The sequence below is a fragment of the Pseudomonas oplopanacis genome, assembly GCF_057128725.1.
The window spans coordinates 154421-176928 of the sequence record NZ_JBSKHV010000003.1; the positions used below are offsets into that span (position 1 = coordinate 154421).

A 22508-nucleotide genomic window follows, 5' to 3' on the forward strand; every position below is an offset into this window, starting at 1 on the left:
AGACCCCAAGATCAGAAAGGATCTGAGATGACTGACCAACAGAACACTGCAGCTAGCGAAGAAGAAACCGCACCGCAATTCTCCTTGCAGCGCATCTACGTACGTGACTTGTCCTTTGAAGCCCCGAAAAGCCCGGCGATTTTCCGCCAGCAGTGGGAGCCGAGCGTCGGTCTGGATCTGAACACCCGTCAAAAGCCCCTGGAAAGCGACTTCTACGAAGTTGTGCTGACCTTGTCCGTGACCGTGAAGAACGGTGAAAACGGCGAAGTGGCATTCATCGCTGAAGTGCAACAGGCCGGGATCTTCCTGATCAAGAACCTGGACGACGCTTCGATGAGCCACACCCTTGGCGCGTTCTGCCCGAACATCCTGTTCCCGTACGCTCGCGAAACCCTGGACAGCCTGGTCACCCGTGGCTCGTTCCCGGCCCTGATGCTGGCACCGGTGAACTTCGACGCGCTGTACGCACAAGAACTGCAACGCATGCAGGCTGCTGGCGAGACTCCGACCGTTCAGTAAGCGTTCGAAGCACCAAAGCAATATTGATGTGGGAGCGAGCCTGCTCGCGAATAGGGAGTGTCAGATGACAGTAACGTCGCCTGGCACGCCGCTTTCGCGAGCAGGCTCGCTCCCACATTTGTTATGCGCTGTTATTTGAAACCGAGCTGGCGCCAGCCTTCATACACGGCGACGGCCACGGTGTTGGACAGGTTCAGGCTGCGGCAACCTTCACGCATCGGCAAACGCAGGCGTTGTTCGCCGGGCAGGGCGTCGAGCACTTCAGGCGGCAAGCCGCGGCTTTCAGGACCGAACAGGAAGGCATCGCCCTCGGCGAAGCTGGCATCGTGGAACGGTCGCGAACCCTTGGTGGTGAAGGCGAACAACCGCGGATGGCCAAGGCTCTCCAGGCAGCTGGCGAGGTCGGCGTGGCGTTGCAGGGTGGCGTACTCGTGGTAGTCGAGGCCGGCCCGGCGCAGGCGCTTGTCGTCCATCTCGAAGCCTAGCGGCTCGATCAAATGCAGGTGGCAGCCACTGTTGGCGCACAGCCTGATAACGTTGCCGGTATTCGGCGGAATTTCTGGTTGAAAAAGGATGACGTGAAACATGCACGGCTCCGAAGGTAAAGATGACGGGCATTCTACGCCGCCAAAGGACCCTCGTTCGAAACTATTCCCGCGCGTGCTCGGTTCGTTGGCGATTGTCGGGATGATGGTGGGGCTGATGATCGGTCGCCTGACCGCGCCCGACCCGACTGTCTTGCAGCAAGTGGAGGTCACCAGCGACGGCCTGGTCGTGTGGTTCAACAACGAACCCAAGAGCCACGGCGAGTTTGTCGACGGTAGCCTCGCGCTGCTGTTCGAGGCTGAAGGCAAAGCGCAGAAAGGTCAGCTCAGGCTTGACGATAAAAACGTCAATTGGCGAGTTCGTTTGAGTGATGGGGGGTTGTTGCTGTCGGTAGTGGCCGCCCGGCCGCTGCAAGGCGAATGGGCCGGTAGCGAGGTCGATGACCGCTGGCGGCTGGAGATCCATCTCCGGGAGCAATAAAAGAGGGAATCCCCGGCCTGCCTGTACCAAGGTTCCCAAAACGGCGGGGCTCACGCATTGCGTCGTGAGCCCGGTGTAAAGAAGGAACCCCTGACCTGCCTGTATCAAGGGCCCCAAAACGGGTGGGCTCGTCGCGTGTGCGGTGTGAGCCCGATGTAAAGAGGGGAATCCCCGGCCTGCCTGTACCAAGGTCCCCGAAACCGGGTAGTGAACTGAATCACTGAATGGACTATTGCAGGTGGCGTGCCAGTTTTTAACAAGTTGAAACAGAAAGCCGCGCAGAAACGTCGAAAGCCCCGTATTCCGGGGCTTTCGTGTTTTTTCGATAGGGGTTCGATTGCGAAAGGCGATGGGGTGATGGATCAGTGTTTGTGCGCGATTGCGGTTCACGGTGCATTCAGTCGGTGCATAAAGCTCTAAATGTAGGAGTGAGCCTGCTCGCGAAAGCGGTGGTCCAGTCAGCTTCAATGTTGGATTAAATGACCCCTTCGCGAGCAGGCTCGCTCCCACAGGGTTCGGTGGTGTTCACTCGAAGGTGAAAACACTGAAAATCCACTGTGGGAGCGAGCCTGCTCGCGAATGGATGTAACTTTCAGCGAAGAGCTGAAGGTTGCTTAACCCTCATCTCCCTCATCATCATCCCCGCCATCCACCTTCATCCCCAATTCCTTGATCTTGCGCGTCAGGGTATTACGCCCCCAACCCAACAAGACCGCAGCATCGCGGCGGCGGCCGGCGGTGTGTTTGAGGGCGGTCTCGATCATGATCCGCTCGAAAGCCGGCACGGCGGTGTCCAGCAGGCTCGACTGACCACGCGCCAACGCCTGATCGGCCCACTGGCGCAGCGCTTGTTCCCAGTTGGTCACCGGCGCCGAATCCTGCGGCAGGCTCAGCAGCTCAGGCGGCAGGTCGCTGATATGCACTTCGCGACCCGATGCCATCACCGTGATCCAGCGGCACGTGTTCTCCAGCTGACGGACGTTGCCGCCCCACGGCAGGTTCTTCAGGTATTCCTCGGTTTCACTTTTCAGCAGCTTCGGTTCGACCGCCAGTTCTTGCGCGGCGCGGCTGAGGAAGTGCTTGGCGAGAGTCGGGATGTCTTCGCGGCGGTCCGACAGGCGCGGAATGTGGATGCGGATCACGTTGAGGCGGTGGAACAAGTCCTCACGGAATTTCCCGGCGTGCACCAGGGTTTCCAGATTCTGGTGAGTGGCGGCGATGATTCGCACATCGACCTTCACCGGCACATGACCGCCAACGCGGTAGAACTCGCCGTCGGCCAGTACCCGCAGCAAACGGGTCTGGGTGTCGGCCGGCATGTCGCCGATTTCATCAAGGAACAGCGTGCCGCCGTCCGCCTGTTCAAAGCGACCGCGACGCAGGTTGGCTGCGCCGGTGAACGCGCCTTTTTCGTGGCCGAACAGCTCGGACTCCATCAAGTCCTTTGGAATCGCCGCCATGTTCAGCGCGATGAACGGCGAGGCCGCCCGTGGGCTGTGACGGTGCAGGGCGTGTGCGACCAGCTCTTTACCGGTCCCGGATTCGCCGTTGATCAGCACGGTGATGTTGGAGTGGCTCAAGCGCCCGATAGCGCGAAACACTTCCTGCATCGCCGGTGCTTCGCCGATGATTTCCGGGGTACGGGTCAGGGCGACCGGGACTTCCAGGCCTTGCTGTTCCTGAGCGTGCTGATTGGCGCGCTTGACCAGGGAAACGGCTTCATCGACATCGAACGGCTTGGGCAGGTATTCGAACGCGCCACCCTGATAGGACGCGACAGCGCTGTCCAGATCGGAGTGAGCGGTCATGATGATGACCGGCAACCGTGGGTGCTGCTCGCGAATCCGTGCCAGGAGGTCCAGGCCGCTGGCACCCGGCATGCGGATGTCAGAGATGATCACGTCCGGTTGCTGGCGCGCCAGGCGGCTCATCACGCCATCGGCGCTGTCGAAGCTTTGCGTGGTCATGCCTTCCTGCTGCAAGGCTTTTTCCAGGACCCAACGGATAGAACGGTCGTCATCGACGATCCACACGGTTTCACTACGGCTCATGTCGATGTGGCTCCTTGTTCCAGTGGCAGAAAGATCGAGAAAGTGGTGTGGCCTGGGTGGCTGTCACATTCGATCAAGCCCTGGTGCTGGCTGATGATGTTCTGGGTAATGGCCAGGCCCAGCCCGGTACCGTCCGGACGACCGCTGACCATGGGAAAGAAGATGGTTTCCTGCAGTTCCGCAGGAATGCCCGGACCGTTGTCGATAATTTCGATCTTGGTCACCAGGCGATGGCGCACGTGGCCGATGGTGAACTGGCGCATGGCGCGGGTGCGCAGGCTGATGCGGCCAAGGCGCAGCTCGTTCTGGCTGCTGATGGCCTGCATCGCGTTGCGCACGATGTTCAGCACCGCCTGAATCATTTGTTCGCGGTCGATCAACACATCCGGAATGCTTGGGTCGTAGTCGCGCACCAAGGTGATGCAGCCTTGGCTTTCGGCTTCCACGAGATGGCAGACGCGCTCCAGCACTTCGTGGACGTTGCACATGGCCAGCGACGGCAACTTGTTCGAGCCGAGCATGCGGTCGACGAGGTTTCGCAGGCGGTCGGCTTCTTCAATGATCACGTTGGTGTAATCGCGCAGGCTTTCTTCGGGCAGTTCGCGCGCGAGTAATTGCGCGGCGCCGCGAATCCCGCCCAGCGGATTCTTGATTTCATGGGCGAGACCACGCACCAGCATCTTGCTGGTTTCCTGCTTCGACAACTGCGCCTCTTCCTTGGTGATCCGCAGCAGGCGGTCACGGGGATGAACTTCCAGCAACAGCATGGTGGCGCCGTTGGCCAGGATCGGCGTGACCGCGTAATCGACGGTCAGGGTCTGGCCGGTGAGGGCGGTGAGCATCGCTTCGCGTTTGGTGAACGGGTGCGCCTGCTCGACCGCCTGGCGCAGGGAATTCAGCGCTTCGGTGGATTCGGTGAACAACTCGCTGATGAACTGCCCATGACTGCGCTGGCCGCTGATGGCCAGCAGCATCTCCGCCGCCGGGTTCATGTACTCGAGGCGCAGTTCGGCGTCGAGCAGGATGGTGGCGGTGGTCAGGTTGTCGAGTAGCAAGCGGTGTAGTGCGTCGCTAATGGTCATCAGGACCTCTTTTGGAGCGGAGCGTGCGCGAGAAACAAGCGCTGATGCGGGGAAAATGCAAAAACCAAACCAAGGCTCCGAAAAGAAGCAATTAAGGCCTGAAACGGGCGTTTGACGCTCGTTTGCGTGGCGTTCTGCCAGCTTTCGCGGGTACTTTCGAACCAAAATGGGTTGCGATGTGGGTACGGTGCACCCTATCGCACCAATATAGTGCGCAAAGCTGAACGACGTTAGAACAAACGCAGGAAGGGATTTTTTTCTTCTTCCGGTTTGTCTTCGAGGGGGCATTCCGGCCGTTGGCCGTAGTCGGCGAGGGTGCAGGGTTTGACCCGGCGTTGTTGTGCGAGTGAGGTGCGCAGCATGTGGAAGGGCTGATTGGCCGTGCGTTCGATGGTGCGGCCTTGTTCGTCGAGGATTTCCACTGACAGGTTGTGGCTGCCGCGATCGATATTGGTCAGGGGGAAAACCGGGCTCGGGCCGGGTTCGGCGGTGGGTTGGCCGTCTAGCAGCAGGCGGTAGCGATGACCCGGTTGCAGACCGGGTTCATTGGTGACGCTGACAATAATTTCGCCGGCATTGCTGCGGATCGTCGCGTCCGGCTCCGGCACCAGAATGCGCAGCAAGTCGTAGTGAAACAGTGCTTGCTCGTCGGGCGGGTTCGCGGCGATCAGCGGTTTCCCAGTGGAGGGTTGGGCAGCCATGCGGTTGCTGGTCGCCAGCGGCACGCGTTTGGCGTTGCCGTGTTGTGGCTGGTCGGTGAAGGCGCGATTGCCTTGGGCGTCGACGTAAGTGAAGACCTCAGCCGACACCGGGAAGGCGATCAAACAGGCGATCAGCAGCCACAGCTTCATGGCTTGTGCACCCGTTGCACGGTGAACGTGACGCTCGGACTTTGCTGCAGGACCTCCTCGCCATTGATCACCTGCACCGCCAGGCTGTGTTCACCCCGGTCGATGTTCACCAGTTGCAAGATCGGCACATTGCTCGATTGCCCATACGGCTGGCCATCCAGCAGCAATCGCAACAGATGCGGTGCTTGCAGGCGCGGCTTGATTAGGACGCTGACGGTGAAGGTACCGTTATTGGCGCGCAGGGCTTCCTCGGTGGGCAAGCCAGTCAGTTGCAGCACCTCATAGGCGCTGTGAGGCTGCCGATTGTTTACGGTGTCGGTAGGCGGTGCAGGAGGTGGCTGGCGCTCAACACTATTGAGCGGCGGCAATTCAACCGGCTGGGCCGTGACGCCATCGGGCGGTTGATTGCTGTAGGCGGTGTTGCCGTCGGCGTCGGTGTATTTGTAGATTTGGGCCGTCACGGGATAGACGAAGAACAGCAGCAAAAGCATTAAAAGTGGCCGCATTCAGACTCCCTGTGAGCAGCAAGGATTTACTCCGACAGTGGAATACCTTCGCTGCCAGCATAGAACACAATAAGTTCTACCGGTTCATCGCCGGTGACCCCGCGATGGGCAATATCGACCATTTCCGCCACGGCTTCACCTTGTTTGACGCGTGTGGTCTGGCCGTTGTCCCTGCTCTCGATAATCAGCTCGCCGGAGAGGACATAGCCCGCATTGGGAATAGGGTGGATGTGCCAGGGCAGTTGGGTGTTGGCCGGTATCTTGAGTTTGAGCACGGTCAGCTCGGGTGTGGCATCCAGATAGCGCATGTAAGGTGAGTTGTCCCACGACTGACTGCTCTTGAGCAGGATTTCTCGTTCGATTTTCGTGGGCTCGGCCGTGGTGCTGCAGCCCTGCAGGGTAAGGGCGCCGAGCACGACCAGTATTGTCCTGAGTGAGTAGGTTTTCATCGATCCTTCCTTTGAGTCCATTCCGTGGACAGGCTGCGAATCATTCACAGCGATTGATGCCGCAAGATACTGCGTGCGGCCGAGGGGAAGGCGAATTTTATTGTTGGAAAATGCGTCAAAAAAAACGTCTGAAACTGGCCGCGTAACCATCAGGCAATCTACGCGGCGTTCAAAAAAATCACCTCATCCACTGCACCCGGTCGCCCTGGAAGGCTCATTCAGAATCTTTCATGCAAGGCCCGATTATCTTGCGCAATTTGCTGTCGTCTTGCGGCAGGACAAACCTGGCGGTCAGCGGTGGATCACCTTTTATCGTTGACGGTAGTGTCAGCGTCAGCGATTGGCCCCGCGCGCCTTTGTGGGTCCAGTCATTCAACCCTTGCCGATTGGTTGGCATGTAAAAGTTGAAGAGCAATTTGTCTGATGGCGGAAGCGCACTCGTGTAAAAGCCGTTTATCGAATAGTCGCGGGGCGCAAGTATTCCCGTTTTGAGGCTCAAGGGGCCGGTGGATCGGGCGTCAGGGCCTTCAAAGGCATCGGGGTTGAAGCCCAGCTCATCCGTCGAGGTCAGCAGTGTGATAACAGGGCGGCGCACGGGAGAGCGATAACAGCTGACTTGCAGCATGGCTGCGCTGGTTTTGTTTCCGTGGCTCGCTTGACCGTTCAGGCGCGCACTGACTAGCGGGGCGTCCGGATCTGGTTTCACTACGCGCCATGCTTCTTCGTGAGCGTCGGCAGGCAAGAGGCTTTCAGCGGCTTGAGTGCCGGTCAGGACGCAGAGCAACAGCGTTAACGAGAAAAAATTGGTGCGGGGAAGGTTCATCGCAAAAACCGCAGGGAGAGAATGCGGCGGATGGTAGAGGGTTGCGTGCGATTGGCGAACCCATTGGCGGGTGCGCTTCTGGGTTTAACCCCGGCGAGCGCTCTGTTCTCAATCCAAGTGCTTGTTTTTTTTACAAATAAAAAGGCCTCCCAAAGGAGGCCAATTTGTTACGCCGCGTGTGCAGGCGCTACCGGATCAGCAGCTGTAGTACAGCTCATATTCCAGTGGGTGTACGAAGGTGCGGACCTTGATTTCTTCTTCGCTTTTCAGAGCGATGTAAGCGTCGATGAAGTCATCGGAGAACACGCCGCCTTTGGTCAGGAACGCGCGACCTTTGTCCAGCTCTTCCAGGGCTTCTTTCAGGCTGCCGCAAACTTGTGGGATCTCTTTCGCCTCTTCAGGCGGCAGGTCGTACAGGTTTTTGTCAGCAGCATCGCCTGGGTGGATCTTGTTCTGGATGCCGTCCAGGCCAGCCATCAACAGTGCAGCGAAGCCCAGGTACGGGTTAGCTGCTGGATCCGGGAAGCGGGCTTCGATACGGCGAGCGCGAGGGCTGGACACGTAAGGAATACGGATCGAAGCGGAACGGTTGCGAGCCGAGTAGGCCAGCATTACCGGTGCTTCGAAACCTGGGACCAGACGCTTGTAGGAGTTGGTCGACGGGTTGGTGAAGCCGTTCAGGGCCTTACCGTGCTTGATGATGCCGCCGATGAAGTACAGGGCGGTGTCGGACAGGCCGGCATAGCCTTCGCCAGCGAAGGTGTTCTTGCCATCTTTGGCGATGGACAGGTGAACGTGCATACCCGAACCGTTGTCGCCGTACAGAGGCTTAGGCATGAAGGTCGCGGTGCGGCCGTAAGCAACTGCAACGTTGTGTACGCAGTACTTCAGGGTCTGAACTTCGTCAGCCTTGGCAACCAGGGTGTTGAACTTCACACCGATTTCGTTCTGGCCGGCAGTCGCCACTTCGTGGTGGTGAACTTCGATGGTCAGGCCCATTTCTTCCATGGCATTGCACATGGAGGTACGGATTTCGTGGTCGTGGTCAAACGGTGGAACCGGGAAGTAACCGCCTTTGATACCTGGACGGTGGCCATGGTTGCCGCCTTCGATGTCCTGGTCGGACATCCACGAGCCTTGTTCCGAGAAGATTTTGAACATCGAGCCGGAGATGTCCGACTTGAACTTCACTTGATCAAAGATAAAGAACTCTGGCTCCGGGCCAACGAATACTGTATCGCCGATACCGGTCGACTTCAGGTATTCCTCGGCGCGATGGGCGATGGCGCGTGGGTCACGGTCATAGCCTTGCATGGTCGAAGGGTCGATCACGTTGCAGACCAGAATCAGCGTTGGGTCTTCGGTGAACGGGTCGAGGACGGCAGTGCTGTCGTCCGGCAGCAGGATCATGTCGGAGGCTTCGATGCCTTTCCAGCCAGCGATGGAGGAGCCGTCGAACATTTTGCCTTCTTCGAAGAAAGCGTCATCCAGCGCGTCGCGAGCCGGCATGGTCACGTGGTGCTGAGTGCCTTTGGTGTCCGTGAAGCGCAGATCAATCCATTTGACGTCATGATCTTTGATGAGTTGAACCGACTTCGACATAGTGTCCTCCGGGTGGCTTCGGGCTTGGTAGTGGATGCCCTTGGAATGTGGGTGATGCCGGCGCGAATACTCTGCCAAGGCAACCTGCCTCACAAGGGAGCAAATTGCATGCCAGTGCCCCACCATGGGTTTTTTGCCCCAATTTCACGCTTATAAAGGCACAAGGCGAGTTCGGAGGAGAAATCTCGCCCTACAATGTAGCGTTAAAATCCATAAATGACCCGTTTTGGTGCGCGCAAAACCTTCTGCACATTAACTGGTTAAACCTTGAGCAATTTCCGCTATAATCCGCGCCCCCCTTTTTCGGCTGGCCCAGCGCGCGCTGTTTTCATGAAACTAATCGTAAAAGTCTTCCCCGAGATCACCATCAAGAGCCGCCCGGTACGGATGCGTTTCATCCGCCAATTGGCTAAAAATATCCGCACCGTGCTCCGCGACCTGGACCCGGCCGTGGTGGTGAACGGTGTGTGGGACAATCTCGAGCTGGAAACCCGCGTCAGCGAGCCCAAAGCCCTGAAGGAGATGACCGAGCGCCTGAGCTGCATGCCGGGCATCGCGCATTTCCTGCAGGTCGATGAATACCCGTTGGGCGATTTCGACGACATCGTCGCCAAGTGCGAGCAGCACTTCGGTGAGTCCCTGGCCGGAAAGATCTTTTCGGTGCGCTGCAAGCGCGCCGGCAAGCACGAATTCAGCTCGATGGACGTCGAAAAATACGTCGGCAGCCAACTGCGTCGTCAGTGCGGCGCCGCCGGAATCTCGCTGAAAGCGCCGGAAATCGAAGTTCGCATCGAAATTCGCGACAAACGGTTGTTTGTGATCCACAACCAGCACAACAGCATCGGCGGTTATCCGCTGGGTGCACTGGAACAGACGCTTGTGCTGATGTCCGGCGGCTTCGACTCCACCGTGGCGGCGTACCAGATCATGCGCCGTGGCCTGATGAGCCATTTCTGCTTCTTCAATCTGGGCGGAAGGGCCCATGAACTGGGCGTCATGGAAGTCGCGCACTTCATCTGGAAGAAGTACGGAAGCTCCCAACGCGTGTTATTTGTCAGTGTGCCGTTCGAGGAAGTTCTGGGAGAAATTCTCGGGAAAGTCGATAACAGTCATATGGGTGTAGTTTTGAAGCGTATGATGTTGCGCGCTGCTTCCCGTATTGCTGATCGGCTGGAGATTGAAGCGCTGGTCACCGGTGAAGCGATTTCCCAGGTGTCGAGCCAGACGTTGCCGAACCTGTCCGTGATCGACTGCGTGACCGACAAGCTGGTCTTGCGTCCGCTGATCGCCAGTCACAAGCAGGACATCATCGACCTGGCCAACGAAATCGGGACTGCCGATTTCGCCAAGCACATGCCGGAATACTGCGGGGTCATCTCGGTGAACCCAAAGACCCACGCCAAGCGTCCGCGCGTGGAGCATGAAGAGAAAGAATTCGACATGGCGGTCCTTGAGCGTGCGCTCGAGAACGCCAAACTGGTGCCGATCGATCGCGTAATCGACGAATTGGGCCAGGACTTGCAGATTGAAGAAGTCAGCGAAGCGCTGGCGGGGCAAATCATCATCGACATCCGTCACCCGGATGCCGCTGAAGATGATCCGCTGGCCCTGGCTGGTATCGAGGTACAAGCGATGCCTTTCTATGCATTGAACGCTCGTTTCAAGGAACTGGACCCTACTCGCCAGTACCTGCTGTATTGCGACAAAGGCGTGATGAGTCGCCTGCATGCCCACCATTTGCTCAGTGAGGGGCATGCCAATGTGCGCGTTTATCGACCGAGCTAAGAGCCCGGGGCTGTATGCCTGTGGCCTGCGTCACCGGCCCCCCGACTCTGCCGTCAAGCTGTAACGGCAAGGCCTGACTCTACTGTTAATCGCTGCCAAGACTTGTCAGCACACCGAATCCTCTGATCGAGATACACAAGTGATCGAAAATCTACGCAACATCGCCATCATTGCTCACGTTGACCATGGTAAAACCACCCTGGTAGACAAACTCTTGCGTCAATCCGGCACCCTGGAGCGCAACGAGCTCAACGACGAGCGCGTGATGGACTCCAACGACCAGGAGAAAGAGCGCGGTATTACCATTCTGGCGAAAAACACCGCCATCAACTGGAACGGCTACCACATCAACATCGTGGATACCCCGGGCCACGCCGACTTCGGCGGCGAAGTTGAACGCGTAATGTCGATGGTTGACTCCGTTCTGCTGCTGGTTGACGCTCAAGACGGCCCTATGCCGCAAACCCGTTTCGTGACCAAGAAGGCTTTCGAAGCCGGCCTGCGTCCAATCGTGGTCATCAACAAGGTTGACCGTCCAGGCGCGCGTCCGGACTGGGTTCTGGACCAGATCTTCGACCTGTTCGACAACCTCGGTGCTACCGAAGAACAGCTGGACTTCAAAGTCGTCTACGCCTCGGCCCTGAACGGCATTGCCGGTCTGGAACACACCGACATGGCTGAAGACATGACCCCGCTGTACCAGTCGATCGTCGACAACGTACCTGCGCCGAAAGTCGACCGCGATGGTCCGTTCCAGATGCAAATCTCCGCTCTGGACTACAACAGCTTCCTGGGTGTTATCGGCGTTGGCCGTATCGCTCGTGGCCGCATCAAGCCGAACACTCCGGTTGTCGCTATCGACGCCGACGGCAAGAAGCGCAACGGTCGTATCCTGAAGCTGATGGGTCACCACGGTCTGCACCGTATCGACGTTGAAGAAGCAGCTGCCGGCGACATCGTCTGCATCAGCGGCTTCGACCAGCTGTTCATCTCCGACACTCTGTGCGACCCACTGAACGTCGAAGCGATGAAGCCGCTGACCGTTGACGAACCAACCGTTTCCATGACCTTCCAGGTAAACGACTCGCCTTTCTGCGGTAAAGAAGGCAAGTTCGTGACTTCCCGTAACATCAAGGAACGTCTGGACAAGGAACTGCTCTACAACGTTGCCCTGCGCGTTGAAGAAGGCGACACCGCCGACAAGTTCAAAGTCTCCGGCCGTGGTGAGCTGCACCTCTCGGTACTGATCGAAACCATGCGTCGCGAAGGCTTCGAAATGGGTGTTGGTCGTCCGGAAGTGATCATCCGCATGGTTGACGGCGTGAAGCACGAACCGTACGAAAACGTGACCATCGACCTGCCAGAAGAATCGCAAGGTTCGATCATGGAACAGATCGGTATCCGTAAAGGCGACCTGACCAACATGGTTCCGGATGGCAAGGGCCGTGTGCGCCTTGAGTACAACATCCCGGCTCGTGGCCTGATCGGTTTCCGTAACGAGTTCCTGACCCTGACCTCCGGTGCAGGCATCCTGACCTCGATCTTCGACCGTTACGACGTGATGAAGTCCGGCGACATGTCCGGCCGTCAGAACGGCGTGCTGGTGTCGGTTGCTACCGGTAAGGCTCTGACTTACTCGCTGGAAACCCTGCAAGCTCGCGGCAAACTGTTCCTGGGTCACGGTGAAGACGTGTACGAAGGTCAAATCGTCGGCATCAACAGCCGCGACAACGACCTGGGCGTCAACCCAACCAAAGGCAAGAAGCTCGACAACATGCGTGCTTCGGGTAAAGACGAAACCATCGCTCTGGTTCCGCCTATCCGCTTCACTCTGGAGCAGGCTCTGGAATTCGTTCAAGAAGACGAATTGTGCGAAGTCACTCCTAAGTCCATCCGTCTTCGCAAGAAGATCCTGGGCGAAAGCGAGCGTACCCGCGCTGCGAAGAAGTCCGGTAACTAAGTCATTTAGTTAGCTGACAAAAAAACGCCCCCGACCGCAAGGTCGGGGGCGTTTTTGTTTGTCTGGGGTATGTGTAGTGTTTGCGCTGGCCCCTTCGCGAGCAGGCTCGCTCCCACTGGGGAGCGCATTTCAATGTGGGAGCGAGCCTGCTCGCGAAGAGGACCTGTCAGACAACGAAGATTTTTGGTTAGAACTTATCGAGCGGCCGACGGCTCTCGCTGGTCTCGCGCACCACTTCTTTCGGTTTGTACGCGCAATACCCAGGCCGCGGACCGATTTTCGGGTGATTGCGGCAGGTATCCGGGCGCTTTTCATAAATAGTGCACAGACGGCTCTTACGATCCAGGTACAGGCAGTCGTTGTTACTCATGCGCTGGAGGGTGAAGATCTCGGTCTTCTGGCTGTAACGCTCGACGATCCCTTCCTTCTGCAGACGCTTGGCGATGTTCTTCGCCGGCTCGCCGCGCTCGAATTCGTCGACGATGCCGATACGGATCAGATCCTTGATCTTGACCTCGACCGGCAGCGTGCAGCAACTGGACACGCAGGAACCGCACATCGGCGCAGAGTACTTGGCCCAGGTATCGAGGCGATCGATCTCAGCGGCGGCGATCAGGTTGGGCTTCATCATCGGTTGTTACCAGCTACGTGCATCAGGGCGCGCGATCATACCGGGACTGGTGGATTTTTGAACAACCTTTCGCCAGATTTTTTCTGTACCAGCCAAAAAGCACCGTTAATCCGGCACGGCCCCTGCATTGATTCAGGCACACGACAATGTAATGCCGAGCTATCTCGCACTATCAGGAAAAACTGCCGAACCAGAGCCCCCAGCGTCTGTCAGACCGTCTAGGCTCAACCATTCCACGCTCGCTCGAGGTCCTATCGATGACTCAAGAACCACTTGTTCGCGAAGCAGAGGTGGCCGCATTTCGCGACGCCGTCTTGACCAAACTCACCTACGCGGTGGGTAAAGACCCGGATCACGCCTTCGACCACGACTGGTTCGAAGCCATCGCCTTGGCGGCGCGGGACCACATGGTCGAGCACTGGATGGACCACACCCGGCAGATCTACCGCAAAGGGCAGAAACGGGTTTATTACCTCTCCCTCGAATTTCTCATCGGCCGGCTGCTCTACGACAGCCTGAGCAACCTTGGCTTGCTCGACGTCGCCCGCGAAGCGCTGACCGAACTCGGCGTCGACCTCGAGCGCATCCGCCTGCTGGAACCCGACGCGGCGCTGGGCAACGGCGGCCTCGGTCGTCTGGCCGCCTGCTTCATGGAGAGCATGTCGACCCTCGGCATCGCCGGCCACGGCTATGGCATTCGTTATGAGCACGGGTTGTTCCGCCAGGCCATCGTCGACGGCTGGCAGCAGGAACAGACCGAACACTGGCTGGACTTCGGCAACCCGTGGGAATTCGAGCGTCCAGAAGTCGTTTACCCGATCGGCTTCGGCGGCAGTGTCGAAACCGTCACCGATGAAAACGGCAAGACCAAGCAAGTCTGGACCCCGGTGGAAACCGTCCGCGCGATTGCTTACGACACGCCGGTGGTCGGCTGGCGTGGGGCGAGCGTCAACACGCTGCGTCTGTGGCGCGCCCGCGCCATGGAAGATTTGCACCTGGAACGCTTCAACGCAGGTGACCACTTGGGCGCCGTGGCAGAAGTAGCCCGGGCCGAAAGTATTTCCCGGGTCCTTTATCCGGCAGACAGCACCGAAGCCGGCCAGGAACTGCGCCTGCGTCAGGAATATTTCTTCGTCGCCGCGTCCTTGCAGGATTTGCTGCGCCGTCACCGCAACATGCACACCTCGGTCCTGACCCTGGGCGACCACGCGGCGATCCAGCTCAACGACACGCACCCCTCGATTGCCGTGGCCGAATTGATGCGCCAACTGGTCGATGTCTACGACGTGGCATGGGATGCGGCGTGGCAGGTCACCGTGGACACGTTGTCGTACACCAACCACACGCTGTTGCCCGAAGCACTGGAAACCTGGCCAGTCGGCTTGATGGAGCGGATGTTGCCGCGGCACATGCAGATCATTTACCTGATCAACGCCCAGCACATCGATTCGCTACGGGCCAAAGGCATTCACGACTTCGACGTGTTGCGCGCGGTATCGCTGATCGAAGAAGACAACGGCCGCCGTGTGCGCATGGGCAATCTCGCGTTCCTGGGTTCGCACAGCGTCAACGGCGTGTCCGGGCTGCACACGCAATTGATGCGCAAAACCGTGTTCTCCGAACTGCACAAGCTGTACCCGGATCGGATCAACAACAAGACCAACGGCATCACCTTCCGCCGCTGGCTCTACCAGGCCAACCCCGAATTGACGTCGATGATGGTCGATGCCCTCGGGCCTGATTTGCTGGACAACGCCGAATCACGTCTGCTCGAACTGGAACCGTTCGCCGAAAAGCCGGCGTTCCGCAAAGCCTTCGCCGAACAGCGTCTGCACAGCAAAAAAGCCCTCGCCTACATCATTCACGAACGGCTGGGCGTGGCGGTCAACCCGGCGGCGATGTTCGACGTGCAGGTCAAACGGATCCACGAGTACAAACGCCAGTTGCTCAACCTGATGCACACCGTGGCGTTGTATCAGGCGATTCGGGCCGAGCCGGAAATCGACTGGGTGCCGCGCGTGAAGATCTTCGCCGGCAAGGCCGCCGCCAGTTATCACCAGGCCAAGCTGATCATCAAATTGACCAACGACATCGCCCGGGTGGTGAACAACGACCCGACCGTGCGCGGCTTGCTCAAAGTGGTGTTCCTGCCCAACTACAACGTCAGCCTGGCGGAGAGCATTATTCCGGCGGCGGACTTGTCGGAGCAGATTTCTACCGCAGGCTTCGAGGCTTCCGGCACCAGCAACATGAAGTTCGGCCTCAACGGCGCCCTGACCATTGGCACCCTTGATGGCGCCAACGTCGAAATGTGCGAACGCATCGGCGCCGAGCACATGTTCATTTTCGGCCTCAGCGCGCAACAGGTGGAAGCGCGCAAACAGAACCATGAGTTCAACGCGACGCCGGACATCGCCGCGTCCCATCGGCTGAATGACGTGCTGCAAGCGATTCGTGGCGGGGTGTTCTCGCCGGATGATCCGTCCCGTTACACCGGGCTGATCGATTCGCTGGTGGATTACGACCGCTTCCTGGTCTGTGCCGACTTCGACTCTTACTGGGACGCGCAGATGCGTGTCGAGGCCCATTGGCACGACTCCAAGGAATGGTGGCGTTCGGCGGTATTGAACACGTCGCGGATGGGTTGGTTCTCATCCGACCGGACCATTCGTGAGTACGCGACGGATATCTGGAAGGCGCTGGAGTAACTTTTCGCAATAATTGCGTGCAAGGCCCGACGTGCGTTGGGCCTGGCCGATATACTAAGCACCGGTTACGCCGGGTTGCATGCATTGGCAATCCATTGTGGGAGCGAGCCTGCTCGCGAAAGCGGACTGACATTCAGCATCGATGTTGAAAGTCAGTCCGCTTTCGCGAGCAGGCTCGCTCCCACAGGTTTGTGTGGTTTCACACTAAACTCAGCCAATGCTGCCTTGCCGGACTCGCCCCATCGCGGGGCCGCTTAGGGATATCGACCATGCAATGGATTTTCATGCTGATTGGGCTGGTGCTTGGCTGGATACTCGACGAGTCATTCAGTGATGCGCTATTGGGCGCGTTGCTCGGCTTGGGTATTGGCCAAGCCATTCACATCGCCCGTCTGGGTACAAAAGCGGCCGAGCAGCACCTTCTGCTGCAGCAAACGCAAGTTGCGCTGAATGCCGTGCAGCAACGTCTGGCCTTGCTCGAAGTGTCTGGCGTCAACGCGCCGGAAACCAGCGAACCGATCGCCAGCGAGTCCGTTGCACCTCCTGAATTTACCCTCGACGAAATCCCTGCCGAAACCCCTGAGCTAATCTGGGACCTCCCTGCCGAACTCGAACCGACCACCGCTGCGGCGACTGAAACCAGTCAGCCGCTGCCGGCCGATGTCTGGAAACCCGAGCCGGTTGCACGCGAACCTGCCATCCCGCGCGGCCCCAACTTCATCGATCGCGCCATCAGCGGTGCCCGCGCCTGGCTATTCGGTGGCAACACCGTGCTGCGGGTCGGCGTGGTGCTGTTGTTCCTCGGTCTGGCCTTTCTGCTGCGTTACGCGACCGAAGGCATGGTGGTGCCGATTGAGCTGCGTTACGCCGGGGTTGCGGCGGCGGCATTGGGCCTGCTCGGTCTGGGCTGGTGGCTGCGTCATCGCAACACCAATTACGCGTTGATGCTGCAAGGCACCGGCATTGCCGTGCTGTACCTGACGGTGTTCGCCGCCATGCGTTTGCATCCGCTGCTTGATCCAACGGCGGCGCTCGGCTTGTTGGTGGCGGTGACGGTGTTCTCGGCCATTCTGGCGATCACCCAGGATTCCCTGGCGCTGGCCTGCGCCGCCGCGCTGGGCGGTTTTGCTGCGCCGATTCTCACGTCCACTGGCGCCGGCAACCATGTCGCGCTGTTCAGCTACTTTGCCTTGCTCAACGCCGGCATCCTCGCCATTGCCTGGTTCAAGGCCTGGCGTTTGCTCAACCTGATCGGTTTTGTCGGCACGTTCGGCATCGGTTTCGTTTGGGGTCTGCGTTCCTACACGCCAGAGTTGCTGTGGAGCACCGAGCCGTTCCTGATTCTGTTTTTCCTGATGTACCTGGCCATCGGCCTGTTGTTCGCCCGGCGCAAGTTGCTGGAAATGAGCGATGCGCCCGAGGACGACAGTCGCGAGGCACTGCTGCGCTGGTCGGCGCGCAAGGGCGATTACGTCGACGGCACGATGCTGTTTGGCCCGCCGCTGGTGGGCTTCGGCTTGCAGTTCGCACTGGTCCAGCACCTTGAGTTTGCCGCCGCGTTCAGCGCATTGGCGCTGGGCATGATCTACATGGGCCTGGCCCGTTTGCTGATGGGCGGGCGCGCGTTATTGCTGGCGGAAACCTGTCTGGCGCTGGGCGTGATCTTCGCCAGCCTGGCGATCCCGTTGGGGCTCGATGCGCGCTGGACGTCTGCTGCCTGGGCCGTCGAAGGTGCCGGGATTTTCTGGCTCGGCCTGCGTCAGCAACGTCCTTTGGCCAGGGCCTTTGCCTTGCTGCTGCAATTGGGCTCGGCGCTGGCGTTTCTCAGCGAACTGCGGATCGGCGAAAGCAGCCTGCTCGACGGCGCACCGTTGGGCGCGTTGATGCTCGGCGTGGCGTTGCTGTTCAGCTTCTACCAATTGCGCCAAGCCTCGCCGGAGCACACGGCGCAATGGGAACGCAAAGGGCTGCCGGTTCTGGCTAGCCTCGGCCTGACGTTTCTTTACCTGCTGGCGCCGTTGTTTTTCTTCACCCACGGTACGGCGATCAGCTGGGCGCTGGCCGGTCTGGCGACGTTGTTTGTGGGGCTGCGCCTGCAATCGCGCACGTTCCTGTTCACCGCGTTTGCGGTGCAATTACTCGGGGGCGCGTTGTTTCTGCTGCGCCTGCAAGGTGCTGGCGGTGAATCTGCGGCGGTATTCAGTGCCGGCTGGAGCGGTTTGCTCAGTGCCTCGCTGATCGGCCTGGCGTTGATCGCCGGCATGCTGCTGGCTGCGCGCGATGAGATGGTGCGCAGCGACGTGCGGTTGTTGCGCGGCTTGTCGGTGGTGTTGCTGGCCGGCCTGGTGCTGATCAATCTCGCGGTGCTGTTCGTGCTGCCATGGCAGACCGCGAGCGCGGTGTGGGCGGCCAGTGGTTTGTTCATCATCTGGTTGAGCCTGTATCTGAAGCAGCGCGTGAGTTTTGTCTTCGGTTTGCTGTTGCAGGTGATTGGCGGCGCGGCGTTCCTGTTTGCCGGGCCGGACCTGCTTGGACCGTTGGCCAGCGAGGGGCTGAAGCCGCTGGCGCACAGCGGTTTCTGGACGCCGTTGGTACTGGGTTTGGCGGCGCTGGTCGGGGCCTGGCGATTGCAATTGGGCAACCATGCTTCGGCGTTCGATGTGTTGAGCCTGCAGCGTTTGTCCGAAGTGCTGCTGGTGTGGGGCGCGGGCTGGTGGGCGCTGGCGTGGGTCAGTGAAGTGCTGCGCTTTGCGCCGGTGAACTTGCAAGCGCCGATGTTGCTGGCAGTCGCGGCTATCAGCGTGGCGCTGTGGACGCTGTTGGCACTGCGCTTGAAATGGTCTTCGCTGGGTTTGCTCTGCACCTTGCTGATACCAGTGGCGGGCGTGGTGTTGCTGGCGGCGTGGCATTCGCGTTACCACCCGGCGGCCAGTTTTGGCGGGTTGGCCTGGGCAGCGGTGTTCGTCGTGCATTTCGTCTCGCTGAAACGACTGGCGCCGATGTTGCTGGCGCGCGCGGTCAGCACCGCGCATGTGCTCGGTTGCTGGTTGTTGATCGGCGTGCTGGCGTTGGAACTGCGTTACGGCTTGCTGTTGTTGTCCGAGCAGTACAACGCCTGGCGCTGGTTGGGCTGGGCGATTCTGCCGAGTCTGTACCTGGTGCTGATGGCGGCGCCGCGTACTTGGCCGTGGCCGGTGTCGGCGTATCCCCGCGAGTACCGACTGTATGCGGCCGCACCGTTGGCGTTGCTGATGCTCGGCTGGTTCTGGCTGGCGAACGTGGTCAGCGACGGCACCGCCGAACCGCTGCCGTATGTGCCGCTGATCAACCCGCTGGAGTTGGGCCTGCTGTTTGCGCTGTTCGGCGTCTACGTCTGGTCGCGCAGCGCGGTGACACAGCTGGGGATTCGCAAGGACTACGCCGAGCACGCCACGCAGTTGATCGCCGGGGTTTCGCTGTTCGTGTTCTTCACCGCGTTGGTGATGCGCACCGCGCACCATTGGGGCGGTGTGCCGTTCGAATTCGATGCCTTGCTGGACTCGATGCTGGTGCAGGCCGGGCTGTCCATCGTCTGGACCCTGATGGCGCTGAGCCTGATGATCGGCGGCCATTTGCGCCATCGTCGCGAGGTCTGGCTGATCGGTGCGGCGTTGATTGGCGTGGTGGTGGCCAAGCTGTTCTTTGTCGAATTGAGTAACCGCGGCGGGCTCGCGCGGATCGTGTCGTTTATCGGCGTAGGCGTGTTGCTGCTGGTGGTGGGCTATTTCGCGCCGCTGCCGCCCAAACGCGTCGAGGCTGTGCCGGAGTCTGAAAAACCGGCCCCGGAAACCGAAGGAGTGTCGTCTTGAGTCAGAAGCAGAACCTGGGCTGGTTGGGCGCGGTGGCGCTGGGTGTATCGCTGTCTGTCGGTGCCCAGGAGCAACCGGCGGATTTCACCACTCAAGTGCCGTTGTCCGTGAGCGGCGACGGCCCGTGGTATCGACTCGAATTGCCGTTGAGCGTGCAGTTGAATGCGCGGCAAACCGACCTGAGTGATGTGCGTGTGTTCAACGCCGCCGGTCAGGTTCAGGGGTATGCCTTGGCGCGCGAGTCGGCCCAGACCCGCGAAAATCGCACGCTGACCGACGTGAAGTGGTTCCCGTTGTACAACTCGGCGGATTCCACCGAGCGCGCGCCCAGCGTGCGAGTGCAATCGAGTGCCAACGGCACGCTGGTCGAAGTACAGCCGTCCAGCCAATTGGAAGCGGGCGAAGAAGTCCTGCGCGGCTGGTTGCTCGATGCCAGCGGCATCAAGGCGCCGCTGCAGCAATTGGTCCTCGACTGGACCAGCGAGCGTGACGGCTTCCAGCGTTTTTCCATCGAGGCCAGCGACGACTTGCAGCATTGGCAGTCGTGGGGCGAAGGGCAGGTCGCACGGCTGACGTTTGCCGACGAACGGGTCGAGCAGCATGAAGTCGGGCTGCCGGGGCAATCGGCGCGTTATTTGCGCTTGCTATGGAATTCGCCGCAATCGGCGCCAGCGCTGACCTCGGCGCAGCTGGAAAGCGCCAGCACCCGCAGCCTGCCGCTGCCGTTGGTCTGGTCGCAACCGTTGGCCGGCAGCAGCGCGAAGGCCGGTGAATACACTTGGCAGTTGCCGATGGGGCTGAATGTCGAACGGGTGCAGGTCGAGCTGAGTCAGCCCAACAGTCTGGCGCCGGTGGCGTTGTCGGGTCGCCGCGAGAGCAGCTTGCCGTGGCAGCCGCTGGGCAGCGGTTTGCTGTATCGCTTGACCCAGAATGGCCAGGACGTGGTGCAGAACGAATTGCAGTTGCCGGGGCAGACTGTGCAGCAGTTGAAGTTGGTGGTGGATGAGCGCGGTGGTGGCTTGGGAGCCGAAGCGCCGACACTGAAGTTCGCCGTGCGTTCGACGCAATTGGTGTTCCTGGCGCGTGGCCCCGGGCCTTACACGCTGGCGCTGGGCAATGCGACGGTGAAAGCGGCGAGCTTGCCGCTGTCGACACTGATCCCGGATTACAGCGCGCAGAAACTGGCGAGCTTGGGCAAGGCAACGGTGGACGGCGGGGCAGTGGTGACGTCGACTTCGACGGTGACCACGACGGCGACGGCGGGTACAAACTGGAAGAAATTCGGGCTGTGGGCGGTGTTGTTGCTGAGTGTGCTGTTCCTGGCGGCGATGGCGTTCAGCTTGCTGCGCAAGCCCCCGGCCTCACACTGAGAATGGCTGGCGCTACGCGCCATTCGCGAGCAGGCTCGCTCCCACACTGATCCTGTGAACATTGGAGATCCATTGTGGGAGCGAGCCTGCTCGCGAAAGCGATCTTCAAAACGCCAAATACCTTGAAACTGCCCCCTGCCGCAGGTCTGCATCCGCCCCGTTTCGAACTACGCTCAAACCGGCACATGAACTCTCTTGGGCGTATCACGTCTGATAGGAGGAAATGCGCCTCGACTCGCGTTAAACTGCGCGGGTTTTTAGCCCCCCATTCCACCGGAGCCTTCCATGTCCCGCGTTACCCTGAGTCGCTATTTGATTGAGCAGACCCGTAGCAACAACACCCCTGCCGATCTGCGTTTCCTGATCGAAGTGGTGGCGCGTGCTTGCAAAGAGATCAACCACGCCGTGTCCAAAGGCGCCCTCGGTGGTGTTCTGGGCAGCATGGGCACTGAAAACGTCCAAGGTGAAGTGCAGAAGAAACTCGACGTGATCTCCAACGAGATCCTGCTCGAAGCCAACGAATGGGGCGGTCACCTGGCCGGCATGGCGTCCGAAGAAATGGACAATGCCTACCAGATCCCGGGCAAGTACCCGAAAGGTGCGTACCTGCTGGTATTCGACCCGCTGGACGGTTCGTCGAACATCGACATCAACGCGCCGGTCGGTACGATTTTCTCGGTGCTGCGTTGCCCGAACGAATACCTGAGCCAGAACGAGCCTTTGAACGAAAAGGCTTTCCTGCAGCCAGGCACCGAGCAAGTGGCTGCCGGTTACGCGATCTACGGTCCACAGACCATGCTGATCCTGACCCTGGGTGATGGCGTAAAAGGCTTCACCCTGGACCGTGAAATGGGCAGCTTCGTACTGACTCACGAAGACATCAAGATCCCGACCTCCACTCAGGAATTCGCGATCAACGCCTCCAACCAGCGTCACTGGGAAGCCCCGGTACAACGTTACGTCGGCGAACTGCTGGCTGGCGAAGAAGGCCCGCTGAAAAAGAACTACAACATGCGTTGGGTCGCCGCGATGGTCGCGGACGTGCACCGCATCCTGACCCGTGGCGGTCTGTTCATGTACCCGCGCGACAGCCGCGAGCCATCGAAGCCGGGCAAACTGCGCCTGATGTACGAAGCCAACCCGATGTCGTTCCTGGTTGAACAGGCTGGCGGCGCTTCCACCGATGGCCATCAGCGCATCCTCGACATCAAGCCGGACGGCCTGCACCAGCGTGTCGCGGTGTTCCTCGGTTCGAAAGAAGAAGTCGAACGCGTCACGGCTTACCACAAGGCCTAAA

17 protein-coding genes are annotated in these 22508 nt (G+C 59.7%); 8 read left to right on the forward strand and 9 right to left on the reverse strand.

What is annotated here, in order from left to right; genetic code table 11:
- Positions 1 to 27 precede the first annotated feature (27 nt).
- Positions 28 to 519 carry a protein-export chaperone SecB gene (secB, locus tag ACWKV5_RS08705; protein WP_077432292.1) on the forward strand — a complete coding sequence of 164 codons (492 nt, stop codon included), beginning with the start codon at positions 28 to 30 and terminating at the stop codon, positions 517 to 519.
- 131 nt (positions 520 to 650) lie between these two features.
- Here secB and ACWKV5_RS08710 read toward each other — a convergent pair whose 3' ends face one another.
- A complete protein-coding gene (locus ACWKV5_RS08710) occupies positions 651 to 1106 on the reverse strand; it encodes a tRNA (cytidine(34)-2'-O)-methyltransferase (RefSeq protein ID WP_123435449.1) in 456 nt (151 codons plus the stop codon).
- Between ACWKV5_RS08710 and ACWKV5_RS08715 the strand changes: the two genes are divergently transcribed.
- Entirely contained in the window at positions 1105 to 1545 is a 441-nt protein-coding gene (locus ACWKV5_RS08715) for a hypothetical protein (RefSeq protein WP_483840958.1), read from the forward strand. The two genes, ACWKV5_RS08710 and ACWKV5_RS08715, sit on opposite strands and share 2 nt — an antisense overlap.
- Positions 1546 to 2159: 614 nt before the next feature.
- On the opposite strand, the gene ntrC is transcribed toward ACWKV5_RS08715, so the two are convergent.
- From ntrC to glnA, 7 genes are all read right to left on the reverse strand, one after another.
- A complete protein-coding gene (ntrC, locus tag ACWKV5_RS08720; protein WP_027922162.1) occupies positions 2160 to 3596 on the reverse strand; it encodes a nitrogen regulation protein NR(I) in 1437 nt (478 codons plus the stop codon).
- Positions 3593 to 4678, reverse strand: coding sequence for a nitrogen regulation protein NR(II) (gene glnL / locus ACWKV5_RS08725; RefSeq protein WP_008024908.1), 1086 nt, complete (start codon positions 4676 to 4678; stop codon positions 3593 to 3595). Before glnL ends, ntrC begins: the two co-directional genes overlap by 4 nt.
- 230 nt (positions 4679 to 4908) lie before the next feature.
- The gene (locus ACWKV5_RS08730) at positions 4909 to 5529 is read right to left on the reverse strand and encodes a DUF4124 domain-containing protein (RefSeq protein ID WP_483840959.1); all 621 of its coding nucleotides are present in this window, start codon (positions 5527 to 5529) and stop codon (positions 4909 to 4911) included.
- Positions 5526 to 6035: a DUF4124 domain-containing protein gene (locus ACWKV5_RS08735; protein ID WP_483840960.1), complete on the reverse strand. Its 510-nt coding sequence runs from the start codon at positions 6033 to 6035 to the stop codon at positions 5526 to 5528. The genes ACWKV5_RS08730 and ACWKV5_RS08735 overlap by 4 nt, the downstream gene beginning before the upstream one ends.
- Before the next feature lie 26 nt (positions 6036 to 6061).
- Positions 6062 to 6484 (reverse strand): cupin domain-containing protein, encoded by a 423-nt coding sequence (locus ACWKV5_RS08740; protein WP_483840961.1) that lies wholly within the window; start codon positions 6482 to 6484, stop codon positions 6062 to 6064.
- Positions 6485 to 6698: 214 nt separating this feature from the next.
- Complete coding sequence (locus tag ACWKV5_RS08745; protein WP_483840962.1) at positions 6699 to 7307, reverse strand: hypothetical protein; 609 nt, start codon at positions 7305 to 7307, stop codon at positions 6699 to 6701.
- Between the two features lie 195 nt (positions 7308 to 7502).
- Positions 7503 to 8909 carry a type I glutamate--ammonia ligase gene (gene glnA, locus ACWKV5_RS08750; protein ID WP_483840963.1) on the reverse strand — a complete coding sequence of 469 codons (1407 nt, stop codon included), beginning with the start codon at positions 8907 to 8909 and terminating at the stop codon, positions 7503 to 7505.
- A gap of 330 nt (positions 8910 to 9239) precedes the next feature.
- Between glnA and thiI the strand changes: the two genes are divergently transcribed.
- Both thiI and typA read left to right on the forward strand, forming a co-directional pair.
- Positions 9240 to 10694 carry a tRNA uracil 4-sulfurtransferase ThiI gene (thiI, locus tag ACWKV5_RS08755; protein WP_483840964.1) on the forward strand — a complete coding sequence of 485 codons (1455 nt, stop codon included), beginning with the start codon at positions 9240 to 9242 and terminating at the stop codon, positions 10692 to 10694.
- Between the two features lie 139 nt (positions 10695 to 10833).
- On the forward strand, positions 10834 to 12654 hold the full coding sequence (typA, locus tag ACWKV5_RS08760; RefSeq protein WP_090176728.1) for a translational GTPase TypA: 1821 nt from the start codon (positions 10834 to 10836) through the stop codon (positions 12652 to 12654).
- A gap of 187 nt (positions 12655 to 12841) precedes the next feature.
- Here typA and ACWKV5_RS08765 read toward each other — a convergent pair whose 3' ends face one another.
- Positions 12842 to 13282, reverse strand: a complete 441-nt coding sequence (locus tag ACWKV5_RS08765) for a YkgJ family cysteine cluster protein (RefSeq protein ID WP_123435589.1) — start codon at positions 13280 to 13282, stop codon at positions 12842 to 12844.
- 260 nt (positions 13283 to 13542) lie between these two features.
- Here ACWKV5_RS08765 and ACWKV5_RS08770 point away from each other — a divergent pair, with 260 nt between their 5' ends.
- From ACWKV5_RS08770 to ACWKV5_RS08785, 4 genes are all read left to right on the forward strand, one after another.
- Positions 13543 to 15993, forward strand: coding sequence for a glycogen/starch/alpha-glucan phosphorylase (locus ACWKV5_RS08770; RefSeq protein WP_483840965.1), 2451 nt, complete (start codon positions 13543 to 13545; stop codon positions 15991 to 15993).
- Between the two features lie 269 nt (positions 15994 to 16262).
- On the forward strand, positions 16263 to 19841 hold the full coding sequence (locus ACWKV5_RS08775; RefSeq protein ID WP_483840966.1) for a DUF2339 domain-containing protein: 3579 nt from the start codon (positions 16263 to 16265) through the stop codon (positions 19839 to 19841).
- Positions 19838 to 21211, forward strand: coding sequence for a DUF3999 domain-containing protein (locus ACWKV5_RS08780; RefSeq protein ID WP_483840967.1), 1374 nt, complete (start codon positions 19838 to 19840; stop codon positions 21209 to 21211). The genes ACWKV5_RS08775 and ACWKV5_RS08780 overlap by 4 nt, the downstream gene beginning before the upstream one ends.
- A gap of 285 nt (positions 21212 to 21496) precedes the next feature.
- Positions 21497 to 22507 (forward strand): class 1 fructose-bisphosphatase, encoded by a 1011-nt coding sequence (locus tag ACWKV5_RS08785; RefSeq protein WP_059181786.1) that lies wholly within the window; start codon positions 21497 to 21499, stop codon positions 22505 to 22507.
- Position 22508: the final 1 nt, after the last annotated feature.

Bases quoted from the DNA above. Each gene is read 5' to 3' on its own strand.
- secB (WP_077432292.1), top strand. From the start codon at position 28: ATGACTGACCAACAGAACACTGCAGCTAGCGAAGAAGAAACCGCACCG.
- ACWKV5_RS08715 (WP_483840958.1), top strand. From the start codon at position 1,105: ATGCACGGCTCCGAAGGTAAAGATGACGGGCATTCTACGCCGCCAAAG.
- ACWKV5_RS08710 (WP_123435449.1), bottom strand. From the start codon at position 1,106: ATGTTTCACGTCATCCTTTTTCAACCAGAAATTCCGCCGAATACCGGC.
- ntrC (WP_027922162.1), bottom strand. From the start codon at position 3,596: ATGAGCCGTAGTGAAACCGTGTGGATCGTCGATGACGACCGTTCTATC.
- glnL (WP_008024908.1), bottom strand. From the start codon at position 4,678: ATGACCATTAGCGACGCACTACACCGCTTGCTACTCGACAACCTGACC.
- ACWKV5_RS08730 (WP_483840959.1), bottom strand. From the start codon at position 5,529: ATGAAGCTGTGGCTGCTGATCGCCTGTTTGATCGCCTTCCCGGTGTCG.
- ACWKV5_RS08735 (WP_483840960.1), bottom strand. From the start codon at position 6,035: ATGCGGCCACTTTTAATGCTTTTGCTGCTGTTCTTCGTCTATCCCGTG.
- ACWKV5_RS08740 (WP_483840961.1), bottom strand. From the start codon at position 6,484: ATGAAAACCTACTCACTCAGGACAATACTGGTCGTGCTCGGCGCCCTT.
- ACWKV5_RS08745 (WP_483840962.1), bottom strand. From the start codon at position 7,307: ATGAACCTTCCCCGCACCAATTTTTTCTCGTTAACGCTGTTGCTCTGC.
- glnA (WP_483840963.1), bottom strand. From the start codon at position 8,909: ATGTCGAAGTCGGTTCAACTCATCAAAGATCATGACGTCAAATGGATT.
- thiI (WP_483840964.1), top strand. From the start codon at position 9,240: ATGAAACTAATCGTAAAAGTCTTCCCCGAGATCACCATCAAGAGCCGC.
- ACWKV5_RS08765 (WP_123435589.1), bottom strand. From the start codon at position 13,282: ATGAAGCCCAACCTGATCGCCGCCGCTGAGATCGATCGCCTCGATACC.
- ACWKV5_RS08770 (WP_483840965.1), top strand. From the start codon at position 13,543: ATGACTCAAGAACCACTTGTTCGCGAAGCAGAGGTGGCCGCATTTCGC.
- ACWKV5_RS08775 (WP_483840966.1), top strand. From the start codon at position 16,263: ATGCAATGGATTTTCATGCTGATTGGGCTGGTGCTTGGCTGGATACTC.
- ACWKV5_RS08785 (WP_059181786.1), top strand. From the start codon at position 21,497: ATGTCCCGCGTTACCCTGAGTCGCTATTTGATTGAGCAGACCCGTAGC.